At 50.9% G+C, this 15208-nt stretch carries 12 protein-coding genes; 3 read left to right on the forward strand and 9 right to left on the reverse strand.

Annotated features, from left to right (window positions below; genetic code table 11):
* Positions 1-134 precede the first annotated feature (134 nt).
* The 4 genes from ABIE02_RS03245 to ABIE02_RS03260 all read right to left on the reverse strand — a co-directional run bounded on the left by ABIE02_RS03245 (position 135) and on the right by ABIE02_RS03260 (position 3815).
* On the reverse strand, positions 135-1109 hold the full coding sequence (locus tag ABIE02_RS03245) for an alpha/beta hydrolase (RefSeq protein WP_191152937.1): 975 nt from the start codon (positions 1107-1109) through the stop codon (positions 135-137).
* A gap of 175 nt (positions 1110-1284) precedes the next feature.
* Positions 1285-1860, reverse strand: coding sequence for a helix-turn-helix domain-containing protein (locus ABIE02_RS03250; RefSeq protein WP_077227323.1), 576 nt, complete (start codon positions 1858-1860; stop codon positions 1285-1287).
* A 214-nt stretch (positions 1861-2074) separates the two neighbouring features.
* Positions 2075-3196: a porin OmpC gene (ompC, locus tag ABIE02_RS03255; RefSeq protein WP_077227324.1), complete on the reverse strand. Its 1122-nt coding sequence runs from the start codon at positions 3194-3196 to the stop codon at positions 2075-2077.
* Between the two features lie 169 nt (positions 3197-3365).
* On the reverse strand, positions 3366-3815 hold the full coding sequence (locus tag ABIE02_RS03260) for a helix-turn-helix domain-containing protein (protein WP_077227325.1): 450 nt from the start codon (positions 3813-3815) through the stop codon (positions 3366-3368).
* Between the two features lie 610 nt (positions 3816-4425).
* Here ABIE02_RS03260 and ABIE02_RS03265 point away from each other — a divergent pair.
* Positions 4426-5040, forward strand: coding sequence for a response regulator transcription factor (locus tag ABIE02_RS03265; protein WP_077227326.1), 615 nt, complete (start codon positions 4426-4428; stop codon positions 5038-5040).
* 82 nt (positions 5041-5122) lie between these two features.
* Here ABIE02_RS03265 and ABIE02_RS03270 read toward each other — a convergent pair whose 3' ends face one another.
* The 5 genes from ABIE02_RS03270 to ABIE02_RS03290 are packed head-to-tail and all read right to left on the reverse strand — an operon-like array spanning position 5123 to position 12369.
* Positions 5123-10687 carry an ATP-binding sensor histidine kinase gene (locus ABIE02_RS03270; protein WP_336995044.1) on the reverse strand — a complete coding sequence of 1855 codons (5565 nt, stop codon included), beginning with the start codon at positions 10685-10687 and terminating at the stop codon, positions 5123-5125.
* Positions 10687-11070, reverse strand: coding sequence for a response regulator (locus ABIE02_RS03275; protein WP_117385653.1), 384 nt, complete (start codon positions 11068-11070; stop codon positions 10687-10689). Before ABIE02_RS03275 ends, ABIE02_RS03270 begins: the two co-directional genes overlap by 1 nt.
* A gap of 44 nt (positions 11071-11114) precedes the next feature.
* A complete protein-coding gene (locus ABIE02_RS03280; RefSeq protein ID WP_077227329.1) occupies positions 11115-11369 on the reverse strand; it encodes a DUF1427 family protein in 255 nt (84 codons plus the stop codon).
* 2 nt (positions 11370-11371) lie between these two features.
* Positions 11372-11623 (reverse strand): DUF1427 family protein, encoded by a 252-nt coding sequence (locus tag ABIE02_RS03285; protein ID WP_077227330.1) that lies wholly within the window; start codon positions 11621-11623, stop codon positions 11372-11374.
* Positions 11624-11676: 53 nt separating this feature from the next.
* Complete coding sequence (locus ABIE02_RS03290; protein ID WP_077227331.1) at positions 11677-12369, reverse strand: hydrolase; 693 nt, start codon at positions 12367-12369, stop codon at positions 11677-11679.
* A gap of 322 nt (positions 12370-12691) precedes the next feature.
* On the opposite strand from ABIE02_RS03290, the gene ABIE02_RS03295 reads away from it, so the two are divergent.
* On the forward strand, positions 12692-14569 hold the full coding sequence (locus ABIE02_RS03295) for an amidohydrolase (protein ID WP_077227332.1): 1878 nt from the start codon (positions 12692-12694) through the stop codon (positions 14567-14569).
* Positions 14570-14825: 256 nt separating this feature from the next.
* Positions 14826-15035, forward strand: a complete 210-nt coding sequence (locus ABIE02_RS03300; RefSeq protein ID WP_077227333.1) for a DUF1471 domain-containing protein — start codon at positions 14826-14828, stop codon at positions 15033-15035.
* Positions 15036-15208 lie beyond the last annotated feature (173 nt).

Below are 15208 nucleotides of genomic sequence, written 5' to 3' on the forward strand. Positions count from 1 at the left end.
ACCCGGAGGGTGACGCCCAGAGGCTATCGATGAATACAGGCGTCTTAGGTGCCAGGGAAAACACCAAAAAAAAGCCCGCGCGCCGCGGGCATAAAGTATGACAAGCACATCAGTGGAAGGTAATAGTCAGAGAGTTATTGCAGATGCGTTTTAAGCTCCGATGAAGCCTGTTGTAAAGCCGTCCGCACGGTCGGCTCCTGGCTCAGGGCATTAAGAAGGCCGTAGTCATGGATCATGCCGTTATAGCGGGTCACGGTTACCGGCACGCCGGCGGCATCGAGCTTACGGCCAAACGCTTCGCCTTCATCACGGAGAACATCCAGCTCTGCGGTCTGAATAAGCGTCGGCGGCAATCCTTTCAGTTCTGCTGCGCTGGCGCGCAGAGGTGAAGCCAGGCTGTTCGCGCGATCCTGCTCGGAAGTTGTGTAGTTGTCCCAGAACCACTTCATCATGTTTTTAGTAAGGAAATGATTTTCCGCAAACTGGTTGTAAGACGCATTAGAAAAGTGTGCATCCGTTACCGGCCACAGCATCACGTTGTAGCGGACGTCAGGGGTATGGTTACGCTCGGCCTGCAGGGCGACAGAAGCAACCATATTGCCGCCAACGCTGTTACCGACCAGTGCCAGACGTTTACCGTCCACGCCAATTTCTGCTCCGTTTTGGGCAACCCACTTCGTTGCCTCATAGGCCTGGGTGATGGCCACCGGGAAATGCGCTTCTGGTGACGGGGTGTAATTTACAAATACTGCTGCCGCCCCGGAGCCGTTGACGAGATCACGGACCAGACGTTCATGGGTCTGGAAGTCACCCAGTACCCAGCCGCCGCCGTGGAAAAACATAAACACCGGCAGCGTTCCGGTCGCGTTCTCCGGCTTAACAATGGTCAACGTGAGCGGTTTTCCGAGAACGGTAATGGTCTTTTCAGAGACGCTGGCAGGGGGTAATTTTACCCCAGCTTGGGCGCCAATAAGCACGTTACGTGCTTCGGGTACAGACAGCTGCTCTATCGGTTTTCCGCCTGCGCTATTCAACGCCTTAAGAAATGCGTCCACACCATTGGTCGGTAACGGTGCATTCTCCATAGTACCCGCAAATGCTGCGCTCATCTGAGCAGCAAGAAGTACCGCCAAGGCTTTACGTTTAACGTTCACAAATATCCCCTGTAATTGTCGTTCAGTCATCACCCATTAACGGGCGTTTTTTTCATGCAATAAAAATTTCATTTCTCTTCACCGCAGGCGGGTTGCGCGGCGATGACGTAATAGTTCATGACACAGCCGATCATTTTCGCGTCATTAATGATTCAAGGATGCTGATTAAGCACTTATTATTCAGAATGAAATTGCGTCTGATATATCCCGGCGTATATCCCGTGAGTTGCCTGATGGTGCGTGTAAATGAGACCTGGCAATTGAAGCCATTTTCCAGTGCGACATCCAGCAAAGGTTTATCCTCCCGGATTAAAGCATAAACAACATTAATCACTCTTCGGGTACGGACAAACTCATAAACGCTGAACCCCGTTAACTGGTTAAAGGTACGTTGCAGATGCCATACTGAATACCCACTCTTGCGGGAGATGTCCTGCACACTAAGGGGTGAGCCAAGGTGGTTTTCAATCCAGACCACCATCTCCTGAATAACGGCAAACATCTTTTCGCTACGCACACCTGGCCGGTAAGACGTTGTATTGCGTAGCTCAATCGCTTTCTCGCCGTCTCTGTTAAGGGGAATATGCAAATGCAGCGTGACCTGCTTACCACTCTCCCTCACCCTCATATGAGGCAGGCGAGCCATGTTTACAGCGGGAACAAAGGGTGCTCTTGTCTGAACAGGATGATATGCAGTCCGCAACATGTTTTACTCCTTACTAAAATAGGGCTACGAATAATGCAGCGCTAATTTATGGCCCTGAGAGAAGGCAATACCTCATCGTCATCTTTCAGGGATTCATTCAGGCAGCCTTTTAGCCCTTGCTGCATGACGTGAATGACGATGCAGGCGGCCAACAGGAACAAAAAAATTAAGAGCCTTTTTCATTGACGGCTCATAAAAGTTATTAGGTCGGGTATCAGAATTGATACACCAGGCCTAATGCCACAATGTCATCTGTCGATATCCCTGCTGCTTTAGTGAAGGTATTTTTTTCGACCCTGTTAATTTTGTAATCCACATAGGCCAGCATATTGCGGTTGAAGTTGTACGTTGTTCCAAAATCAACAAACTTAACTAAATCCTGCTTTCCATAGACGGTGCCCTCTCCGGCTCGTCCAAGGTCTTTGGCACGTAACTGGTTGTAGGCAATGAAAGGGACCCAGCCAGAATCGAAGGTGTACTGGGCAAAAGCTTCAAAAATGTGTGACTCATTTGCGAAGCCATAGACGTCAGAGCTGGCGCGGGAACCAAAGCGTGATGAGTTGTAGGCCTGGGTGAACATCACCCCGAGATAGACATTATTGGCATCATATTTAAGAGAGGCAGAATAGGCCTCAGCGTGGTCTCCGCGCCCCATAATACCCGATGCATTATTTTGTTCATTTGTCCTGTCGGAGTGGGTAAACGCACCGACAGCTTTTATACCATTGCCAAAAGCATAGGAAAGGGACATGCCATAACCGTCACCATTCTGACGTAACACATCCCGTGCCCCTGGCTCGCCGCCACCATCATTTTTAGCCTGGTACTGAAGCGCGAAGTTAAGATCGTCGACCAGTCCAAAGAAGTCCGTATTTCGGTAAGTCGCCAGACTATTACCCCTACGGAACATAAACTGATCGGTGTTATAGGTTTGTGCGTCAAATTCAGGCTGCATATCCGTCTGACTTAGCGCATCGTATAAAACGCCGACGTTGCGTCCATAATCAAATGACCCAAACTCTCCCACTTTCACACCTGCAAAAGCGAGGCGAGTAAACATGGAATCATTTTCACCTTCTGACTGACTTGCATTAAACTGACTCTGCCACTGACCATATCCTGTCAGCCTATCTGATATTTGTGTCTGGCCTTTGAAACCGATACGCATATAGGATTGATCGCCATCCTGGCTTTTGTCATCCGTCATGTAATGCAATCCTGAAACAAGACCGTATAAGTCGAGTCTGTTGCCATTCTGGTTATAAATCTCCGCTGCTGACGCTTCTCCAGCCAGCATGACGAAGGGCACGGCCAGTGCCACATAACGAAATCTCATCTCTTTCCCTTAAAATGGTGAATACTTGCTTGAAAAATTTTTCGGCATTCTGCGGGTCGTTGTTTTTAATAAATTAGCTATGCCGTTACTGCATCGATACCGGGTTGTTTTTATTTCTTCGGGATTCCCGCCTTCCGATTCTCACTACCGGAATGCGAGACCTCCAGGCTCAATCTCTCAAAAAAAACACACCTTCATAGTCATGACCTATTTTTCCAGAGATCCTGTAAAAAATATCTTCTTGCCCGGAACATACTTTTCGAAAGCGAGACGGTGTTTGGTTGAAATATTTCTTGAATGTCCGGCTGAAGTTTTGCTGACTGGTAAATCCATTCTCACAGGCGACGTCTTTCAAATCTTTGTCGGTGAACGCAATAGAATGTGCCGCCCTTGCTATACGTCTTACTCTCATATACGTCGCCAGGTTATAACCAGTTTGTTCACGAAAAACCCTCTGGAAATGCCAACGGCTATATCCGCTTCGGTGGCTGACAGCCTTCACCCTGAAAGATTCGTCATACAGATTTTCTTCGATCCATGGAAGAATATCTTTAATGACGTTAGATATGATTTTATTATTCGCCATCGCAAACTGTTGGTCAGAGGTCGTCTGTGCCATATCATTTTCCAGTGTAAAAATTTAAGCGCCGTGTAAGTTCGGGGTCAGGAATGAACGCGTATGTCTGGAAAGGATTATCAGGGATACCGAACAAAAGCTGTAGTATACAAAGGGATAGTTATACTGGGGGATAGTTATACTAAGAGATAATTGAAAATCGCTTTACGTTACCCTTGCCCTTTTTACCTTTGATCGATAATCGGAATAAAATAGCATCAGTTTTTTTAGTTTCGAAAACATGACATCCGATAGCAAGCGATAAAATTTAAGTTATGGCGTCCTCTATTATTTGGCTGTGAAAAACGTGCGCAAAATTTTATGGCTGATCGATGTTAACGCATCATAAATAAAACCCTGCTATATATAATGAGACCGATCATTCTCATGTCGATATTCCCATAAAAAGAGTATGGCCTTATTATTAGGAATAACCTGATTGTATAACATTCATACGCATAATTGCTGCTGTATCATTGCATTACCGTTATAAGGCACGCAATGATACTTTTTGCACGCATTTCATACGAAACTTTATTTGAAAAGCGTTATTAAAAGGATATATTGAGTAACCTGCATATAACAGCACTCGCCAGAGTCATAATGAGTTAATATGATGAAAAAAGTTTATATCGTGGATGACGATCAATCCGTCATTGCTGCACTGCAAAATCTTCTTCGCTCAGAAGACTATCTTATTGAAGCCTTTACATCGCCTTCAGAATTCCTGAACTTACAGGACTATGATGCGTCCAGCTGTCTCATTGTTGACCTGAACATGCCGGGTTTCGATGGATTTGATGTTTCAACGGTGCTCAACGAGCGTGGCTATTCCATCCCGACGATTTTCCTGACAGGACATGGCACCATTCCCGTGTCTGTAAAAGCAATGAAAGCGGGGGCGTTTGAATTTCTCACCAAGCCCGTTCTCCCGGATGAGCTGATAAACAGTGTTGCAGACGCGCTGGCGCTGGCAGAAAAAAGTGCCGTGTTGTCCCAGGAAAAATTGCTGCTGACTACGCGGTATCACTCTCTGACACCACGCGAAAAAGAGCTGATGCAGCATATCCTCCGTGGATTGCTGAATAAGCAGATTGCTTCAGAAATGGAAATCAGTGAAATCACAGCCAAAGTCCATAAAAGACGCGTTCTGGACAAAATGGTTGTACGGTCAGTACCTGAGCTGATAAGAGCCGCTGAAAAACTTGGCATTCTTCATGATAATTAACTGCCCTGACTGGCGAGAAATTCTTTCCAGCCAGAGCAGTTAATCGGCCTCCCCCACCCTGCTGTGGGCGTATTGACCTTATTTAATCAGACTGGGTTATCAATGGAAGCGTAAACCAGAACAGGCTTCCTCCTTCTGGACGATTCTCTGCACTTAATATTCCACCATGCCGCTTGATGATGGCATGACTGATGGTCAATCCCATTCCCATACCTTCAGGTTTGGTGGTATAGAAGGAATCAAAGATTTTATCGATAACCTCGTCAGATAGCCCCGTACCACTGTCAGCCACTTCAATGCGAATCACATCCTCTGATGGATTCCAGGACGAGATTTTTAACGTCCGTGACCCTTTATTGTTCCCCATCGCTTCGATCGCGTTAATGGCGAGGTTGAGCATGACCTGCTGGATTTGCACACTTTGACACATGATGGCATCACCCTGCGCAGCGAGATCGAGTTCCAGGGCAACGGCGCGACGCTCCAGTTCAAGACGCGATAAGCCTATGATGTCCCTGGTGATCACGTGGAGACTCGCCGGAGCGAGTTCAGATGCCTGGTTACGGGTCAGGGCTTGCAGACCCCGTATGATTTCCCCGGCGCGACGCCCTTCCCTTATGATCTCATCGAGACTGTTTACCGCATGCTCCAGATGCGCAGGCTCGCGTTTCAACCAACGCTGACTTGCGCCCGCATTCGCCACAATCGACATCAGCGGCTGGTTTATTTCATGTGCGATGGAAGAGGTCAGCTGCCCAACGGTAGTGGCACGCGCAACGCGGGCAAGCTCCACCTGCGCGATCCTGACGGCATCCTCAGCCTGACGCTGCGCGGTAATATCGGTAAGCGTACCGAAGTATTCCGCAACGTCTGGCCAGTTCTCATTCGGTTCGCCAATGCCTTTTATATAACGGCATTCACCATCATCGCGAATGATACGAAACTCGGCCTGCATCACAACGCCATGGCGTACACTCGTTTCGATCAACTCACGAAGAGAGTGAATATCATCCGGGTGTACACGGCTCTGAAATTCAGCCATGGAAGTGGTGGCTTGATCTGCCGGAAGACCCATAATGCGCTTATATTCGTCCGTGATGTACTGAATATCTGGCTCAACATGCCAGTGCCAGGTTCCGGTATTACTGATTTTTTCACCCAGAATAAGTGATGTCTGGCTTGCCCTGAGTTGCTTTTCGATTTTTTTCCGCTGGTTGTTTTCATCAACCAGTTCGGCATACAGGCGGGCCGTTTCCAGTGAGACCGCCGCCTGGGCGCCTAACATGGACACAATCCTGGAGTGATCGGCGGTAAAGACATCAGGCATTAACCTGTTCTCAAGATAAAGCACGCCAACCATCTGCGCCTGCCTGAACATCGGGACGCACATCACAGCAGCCCCGGATGCAACCAGATAGTTGTCCTGGCTAAAGGGACTGAATGTCTCTGGCTTACCGGTGCGAATCTCCTGTCCCGTCCTGATGACCGCGGAGAGAACGGAAAGGGGAAGATCGCTGGCCGTTGGAATTTCCCGGACAATTTTCACTTTTACGCCATCAATCGTCGTCGATGCCCTCGCCTGAATCTCAGGGATGGTGCCATCAATTAAACGGATCAGCATGCAGTGTTGTGCGCCAGCGCGTTCGACCAGCATCATCATCAGGATATGGATCAGCCGATCCAGATTAATTTCCTCTGTAAGGGCGCGCATGACAGTCACCATGCTTTGTAAATCGCTGATGACGGCGCTTTGCTCAAAGGAGACGGTACTCAGTGCTGTCTGAGAGTGATGGCTGACAAGTGCCGGATACTGTGTTTCCAGTTGATGCACTTTCGCCCCAGCCCCCCAGCGGTCCCAGGCCGCAATGGCGCCTTTAAGGTAGCCTTCCGCGGCAAAGGGCATGTTTCTGGTGCTGGCCATGCGTGCAGCCAGCTCACATGCCAGTCCGTTGATATGATGGAACTGACCTTCACGGGATAACGTAATCGCTTTTTCAAAATACTCTGCGGCCTGTGCGGTCTCGCCCTCCAGACGAAGCAGTTCAGCCCGTAGCAACGCCTCTTTATCGCTGAACGTTTTCGTGTTTTCACTGGACCAGGTCACGATGCGATCAAGATGGATATTCAGCTGCTGACGCAACGCTTCATCCATGCTGCCGGCCTGAAGCGGTACGGTGAGTGAAAGCGCGCTATATAAATGGAAATCAAGCATATGCACATGCCCGGGGATGAGACGGGTATAGAACCCGGCATCTCTAAACCACCGATTGGCGGCACCATATTCATTAGCAAAGAAGTGGGCCATCCCTTTATACAGACGCGACCAGAATTGCATCAGGTACATTGGCTCTACCGCGTTCTCAGGCTTAACAACCTCAAGTACCGGTGGCAGGAAATGGTCCCCTGAGAACGTCGTGCCGCGGGTTTTCCGCAGGAACAGGACAAAATCCTGCTGCATGCTCAGGATCACCTCCACGTCGCGATACTGCACCTTACGTACGAACTGTATACCGCGCGCGATGGAAGTGGACACGCCTTCAAGATGATCGCCCCGGGCTAGATAGTTCATGATGATATGCCGGAGCGCCAGGCAAGCTGATGTCCTGTCGCCTGTTTCAACACCTGTGTCAAAGGCTGCTTTCGCGCGCTCGATGGCATAGGTTAGCGGCATCGTCCAGACACTGACCTGATCGAGTGGCAGGAGCGTGCGAGCTTTAAAGCTGACAAAATCGTGCTTATACACCAACTCCCGGGCCAGCAGCGTGCTGGCGAAGCCCCGGCTGTATTCATCATATTGATCCCCGCATACCACGCCGTACCACGACAGCGCCAGGGTGGATGCCCCGCTCAGTCCGCGCGCCATGCTGAGATGAAGCAATTTACACAGGAGCATAAAGTGCAGACGCGGGTTGGTGAATGCCGCGAAAGTGCTGGCGCTGGCCAGCAGATTCATGATTGCCGCCGTGTCCTTGCAGGTGACCACTGGAAGTGAACGGAATCGGGTATAAGGGTTTTTACCTACGTCTTCCTTAAGCACAACCCTTGCTTTATCACACTCCTGCTGGCTCGGATTACGGTTCAGGTGGATGCCAAATACCGCAAGCCAGGCCAGAGCCGTTTCCAGTGCGAGCGGACTGTCCGACTGGCGCATATGAATTTCTGCGATTAAACAAGCGGTCTCAGCTTTATCGGTTATCTCACCGGGAAGAGACTGGATGGTGTGACATAACGCCAGCGCGGCCGGTAAATTACCGTTAAGAAATTCGCACTCAGCTTCCTCCAGCAAAAACTCGACGCTCTCTTCATTTCCTGCACTGCTATTGATTAAACGGGTCACCTTCAAATAACGCAGTGCCGAAACGTAGTCGCCTGTCATTTTTGCTCGCCTGGCCGCGTTCACCATCAGCTGGCATAACTCGCGGGCATTGGGCGTCAGAAGTGACGGATTTTTCACGGAGAGCAAGTGATGGGCGGCCCGGAAAAGGAGCGCGTTCGAGATATCAAGACTGGATTCGCGCATGTAATAGTGAAGTGCCGCGTAATGGAATCCATCTTTTTCTTCGTCGTCCAGAAGACTGAGCGCCGCCTCGTGCATGCTGTCGTGCAAAAACGCATATCCTGATGCATTCAGCGAGACCAGTCTGGCCGTAACGGCAGGCAAAAGCGTCGTTTCAATATCTTTTACAGATTGATTGATAATTTTGCCTGTGACATCCAGTTCACCGGCACTGCCGAGAGAGGCTAATTTGCCCAAAAGAACCCGGGTTGCAGGCGGCAAGGCAGATAAATGGTGTAAAACACTGGCGGCCACATTTTCCGTATAGTGGCAGTTTTTGAGCGCCTGCGAATCATATGTCCATTTAAAGGGAGCGTTGTGCGTGATTAAACCCTCGCGCACAGCCTGTCTGAAAAATTCATGGGTCGCGAGTGGATTACCATCTGTTTTTTCATGAATGATCGCTGCCAGTTCTGCCATTTCCTGATGACGGCTGTGGAAGAGTCCGGCAAGCCAGTCGGCAATATTTTTTTCTGAAAGCGGTGCAGGCGTAACGTCCGTAATACGCGCGGCACGGGCGCGAATACAGTTCAAATTGGCTGCGATTGTCGGGCAAGGTAAGGAGACACTGTCCCTGTAGGTCATCACCAGCAATAGCGGAATATCTTCGCTTAACGTGAGCAGATTTTGCAGCAGAAGCAGTGTGGCCTGATCGGCCCAGTGGACATCATCAATCAGCATCACCAGTGGACGGCCCGGTGCCGTAAACGCTTTTACCAGGCTACATGCCACCAGATTGAGACGATCGCGCGCATCTACGGAATGCGCGTGCGTCTGCACCGCTGCCCTCTGTTTTAGCAGTATCCCAAGCTCAGGAACCAGGTTCACTGCCAGCCCGACATATTTACCCAGCAGACAGGTAATGTGCGTTTTCCAGCACGTCATCTCTTCAGTAGGAAGGCCCAGAACATGCAGAGTCAGCGTTCTGAATGCGGCAGTAAAGACGGCATAAGGTAAAACAGGAGAATGCTGATCCGCTTTCACCACTGTCATCAACGCGTTCTGATTACGAAGCAGTTTCAACGACGACGCAATAAGCGAAGACTTACCCGAACCCGGTACGCCACTTATCGCGACCAGACTGTGTTTGCCGCTTTTGCTGACCTCCTCAAAAGCCGAAAGGATCTCCTTTGCCTGGGGATGTTCCGTAAAGAGGATTGCGGGGGCGAAGGTGGAAGGCTGCAAATCCTGAAGCCCGAGGGCGAATGGCTCAATGATCCCGTCGGGCCTTAATGTTGAAGCACACCGACGAAGATCGGCCAGCACACCCTCGACGGTCTGATAGCGGTACTCCGGTGATTTGGCCAGCAATCGCAGGATAATCGAAGATAAAACAAGCGGCACATCCTGGCGGATCATATGGGGGGGCAAGGCTTCGGAGGCAATATGATGATGGACCCATTCAGCATGGCCTCCTTCAGCGTTGCCATACGGTAATCTTCCGGTCAGTAATTCATAAAGCACAATGCCAAGGCTATAGAGATCGCTGATCTTATCGACCGGATGGGAAGATCTGTAGGTATGTTCCGGAGACATATAAGCCAGCGTCCCTCCCGAAACCGGGATGCTGGACTGCTGAAGCAGATCGTTCTGTATCGATGAAAGCCCAAAACCCCCCAGGCGAACCTCACCCTCATCGGTGAAAAAGAAATTGGCGGGCTTTATGTCACCATGGATCAGCCCATGCTGATGCATCATGCTCAGGGTTGCGCAGAGTTTGGCTGCACAGCTAAGAAACTCCCGAACAGTGTCGGGGGGCATGCACAACCTGTCGGCCAGAGTATTGTAATTGAAAGGGTTATATACCAGAGCATAACGCCCCTGATAAAGGGTAAATCGTTGGGGTTGCAGTGCCCAGCTCTCAGATAATTTTGCGCGAAGGCCATATTCATTTTTGAGCAACCGCGTGACATGAAATACCGACTCTTCATTTCCTGCCGTCGCCAGGACAAAGGTTTCCCCCGTCGTGGCATGTTGACACAAAAACCAGTCGATATTGCCTTCCTGAGCCAGCAGGTTGAAGCTGATCTCCTCTGACAGGACGATCTGATCGTTTTCTACGGTATTTAACACTTCCGGATTCGTACTCATTAAGGTGTGGCCTTCGAGGAGAACTCATGACGAATGTATTCAAATAATGTATCAATTTCGATCGGCTTAGGCAGAAACGCAAGTGCGCCCAGATCGAGGGCCTGCTGCAACATGCCCTCATCTCCGTTACCGGAAATGATAATACCCGGCGGTTTTTCAAGCAGCCGGGTAAGATTGATGAAAAGCTCAAAACCATTCATGCCTTTCAATTGCACATCAATGATAAAAAGCGCGGCATTGGCCATCGCTGCTTCATCACAAAGAAGAGATTCCGCCGACTCGAAGGCTTCGGTCTGATAGCCTTCAGACTGGAGAAGGTTGGTTAGACCATTGCGGACAGAACGTTCATCATCGACGACGACAATGCGCTGCGACAGCTGCATGCTGTTTTCCTTAAAGAATTCACTTACTTATATATGGCGCTGACTCAGGAGGTTTTGTCACCGGAGGGCGGCGGGGTGTCCCCGATTTTATGGTGATACTCATGGCGGAACCAGTGGAAATTAACCGGCTCGCGTTTAATTATTTTTTTAATCAGTGGGATAGCGTGCTCCCCGACCTGCATTCCTAACAGCCCTACCAGAGCAATGATCGGCGGTGCCGGAGAATTCACGTCGAGGACAGCATAAACAAGCCCAGCCAGAATCCCTACCGATAACGAAACAGAATAGGTTTTCAACATTGTCAGCCCACCTGTTTAGCACTGAGTGTGGTGAGGGTTGGCCGCACTTCCTCAGCAACCTGTGTTTGCTCGCTGGCGGGTACCCTGGCAGTCGAATCGCTGTGAAAAAGTTTTCCACCCAGCGCACTGCCGATCACCATGCCAAGCAGGCCAACAAGCGCTACTGCCGGCGGAGCCGGAGACTGCACCTTCAGCAAGGCATACATCACACCGATTAATGCCCCTGCTCCCAGAGAAATCAATAAAGGACTCATGGGTCCTCCTTTACGTATCGGCTGGCCCATTGAGGGCCAGCCAGTATCACTGATTAACGAACCGGAGCCGGAACCGGGGCCAGCGTTTTGTGCTCGCTCTTCTGACGAGAAGGTGCCTTGTGAACCATGGTGTAGGCATAGTCAACACCAATGCCATAAGCACCGGAATGCTCTTTCGCAATGTTCATGACGGCGTCGTAAGTGTCGCGGTGAGCCCAGTCACGCTGCCACTCCAGCATCACCTGCTGCCAGGTTACCGGGATCACGCCAGCCTGGATCATGCGCTGCATGGCATAGTCATGCGCTTCTTTGGTCGTGCCGCCGGATGCGTCAGCCACCATGTAGATCTCGTAGTCGCCTTCCAGCATCGCGCACAGGGCAAAGGTGTTGTTACATACTTCGGTCCACAGACCAGACACAACCACTTTTTTCTTGCCGTTAGCTTTCAGGGCATCACGCACTTTCTGGTCATCCCAGGAGTTCATGGAGGTACGTTCCAGGATGTCCTGGCCCGGGAAGACGTCCAGCAGTTCCGGGAAGGTGTTACCCGAGAAGCTCTGGGTCTCAACGGTGGTCAGTACCGTTGGGATGTTGAAAACTTTCGCTGCTTTAGCCAGGGCAACAACGTTGTTTTTCAGAACCTGACGGTCAATTGACTGTACACCGAAGGCCATCTGCGGCTGCTGGTCGATGAAGATGATCTGGCAGTTCTGCGGCGTTAATACTTCAAGTTTGCTGTTGCTCATAATGGTGTCCATTGAGATAAAAGTTACGAAATTCCGCGGTTATAACGGTGTGATTGACATCATTCCTGTTGGCCATTAAGCGTCCCTGTTTACATCGCTATAACGGTTGGTGACTGTCTGAGGCTCAGTGTAGGAAGCTTTTATTTTTCGGACTATTATCTTTAGGTATACTATACGTTTGTATACCTATCCCTTTGTATAACTGGACGTTTTCCAGCCTTCCTTACCATAATCCCGCTACCCCAGCCTCTGCCTGTCAGGCAGGCAATTCTCAGTCCGCGGAACGTGTTACCGCTTCGGACAACCCAATCCAGGAGATCTTATGGTTACCCTCGGTAAAGCCGATATCATTCTTATTAATGGACGGTTTCATACTGTCGATCGCGAAAATCCGGTTGCCACAGCGGTAGCAATTCGCGACGGGAAATTCCTTGAAGTCGGCAGCCAGTCAGAGGTGATGGAACACCACTGCGATGGCACAAAAGTCATTGATTTGAAAGGCCACACTGCCGTTCCGGGACTGAACGACTCTCACCTGCACCTCATCCGCGGAGGGCTGAACTACAACCTCGAATTACGCTGGGAAGGTGTTCCTTCGGTAGCAGATGCTTTACGCATGCTGAAAGAGCAGGCGCTTCGTACCCCAAATCCGCAGTGGGTACGTGTGGTGGGGGGCTGGAATGAGTTCCAGTTTGCGGAACGCCGTATGCCAACCCTGGATGAGATCAACGAAGCGGCGCCTGATACGCCGGTGTTTGTTCTTCACCTGTACGATCGCGCGCTGCTGAACCGCGCCGCATTGAAAGTCGTCGGCTACACCAAAGACACGCCTAACCCGCCGGGTGGCGAAATCCAGCGTGATGCCAACGGCAACCCAACGGGTATGTTGATTGCCCGCCCGAATGCCATGATCCTCTACGCGACACTGGCAAAAGGCCCAAAACTGCCGCTGGAGCAACAGATCAACTCCACACGTCAATTCATGCGCGAGCTGAATCGTCTGGGCCTGACCAGCGCTATTGATGCCGGCGGCGGCTTCCAGAACTACCCGGAAGACTATGAGGTGATCGCGGAACTGCATCAGAAAAACCAGATGACCGTTCGTATTGCCTATAACCTCTTTACTCAACGCCCGGGACACGAGCTGGAAGATTTCGAAAAATGGACCGATATGCTGGTTCCGGGTCAGGGCAGCGATTACTTCCGTCATAATGGTGCAGGCGAAATGCTGGTCTTTTCCGCTGCCGATTTTGAAGATTTCCTCGAACCCCGGCCAGATCTGGCGCCAGGAATGGAAGACGAACTCGAGCGCGTGGTTCGTCACCTTGTGGAATACCGCTGGCCATTCCGTCTGCACGCCACTTATGACGAATCGATCAGCCGTATGCTGGATGTCTTTGAGAAGGTCAACCGCGACATTCCGTTTGATGGCTTGCAGTGGTTCTTCGATCACGCTGAAACCATCACCCAGCGCAATATCGATCGTATTAAGGAACTGGGCGGCGGTATTGCGGTGCAGCACCGTATGGCCTTCCAGGGCGAATATTTTGCTGAACGTTATGGTATTGAGGCCACTCGTCACACCCCGCCTGTCGCGCGCATGCTGGAAACGGGTGTACCTGTCGGTCTGGGTACAGACGCAACGCGCGTGGCCAGCTATAACCCCTGGACTGCGCTGTACTGGCTGGTCTCAGGGCGCACCGTAGGTGGGATGCAGATGTATGATGTTAACGCGCGTCTGGATCGCGATACCGCGCTCATGCTATGGACACAGGGGAGCGCCTGGTTCTCCAGCGAACAGGGGAAAAAAGGCCAGATCAAAGTCGGCCAGCTGGCGGATATGGCCGTGCTGAGTAAAGACTTCTTCAGCGTTCCTGAAGAGGAAATTAAGGGCATTGAGTCGGTACTGACGATCGTGGGCGGAAAAATCGTTTATGCAGCCGGTTCGTTCAGTAGCGATGCGCCACCTGCCATTCCGGTTCTGCCAGAATGGTCGCCGGTGGTGAAAGTGCCGGGTCACTACCGCAGCGCCCCGCCAACGGCGGCAACGCGTGTAGGCATGCAGCAGATGCCTCATCAGTGCAGCGGCCCGTGCGGGGTACATAGCCACTCGCACGACATTGCTCGCGGCGCCAACCTGCCGGTTTCCGAGGAGAACGCCTTCTGGGGCGCGCTCGGCTGCAGCTGCTTCGCATTCTAAACCCACGACGGGTTTTATCCTCTCAGCCGCCCCGCATAAGTGCGGGGCGGTTCGTCCTGCGCCTTACCTGCTGATTCATCAACTCATCGAAACGTCAGCGCACATTCAGGGTAAATATCGCACAACTAAATTACTTCAAATATTTTGATTTGTTTAAGCAAGATTATGGGATTTTCTCACCGCCTGAACATCATTACTATTCATTCCATCAAGACAAAACCTGAATTAACTTAAAATACACTCTGAGGGAATGACCATGAACACCATCAAAACTTTTGTTGCAGTAGCGCTTTTCGCCCTGATTTCTTCCACCAGCTATGCGCAGACAGTGACTGCATCAGCGTCTACTCTCGACGCTGCGGAAGCTAAAATTGCGCATCAGGCAAAAATGGCTGGCGCAGAGTACACCATTACCCAGGCCTATGCCGGTAACCAGGTACACATGACTGCCCGACTGATTAAATGATCTGTTGCGGACAATTCATACAGAATAGGGCTGACCGCTGGCAGTAAGGCCAGTCAGTTAAGCCCGGTGGATTGTTCCGTTCACCTCATGTTCAGCAGAACATGGCATTACACAACCCGTGAACGTGACAAGGGGGGCCGCCGGGCCCCCCTTGTCAATCCCCGCGGCCCCGC

Origin of the sequence: Leclercia sp. 1548 (genome assembly GCF_050435045.1) — a bacterium.
Classification (GTDB): Bacteria; Pseudomonadota; Gammaproteobacteria; order Enterobacterales; family Enterobacteriaceae; genus Enterobacter; species Enterobacter adecarboxylatus.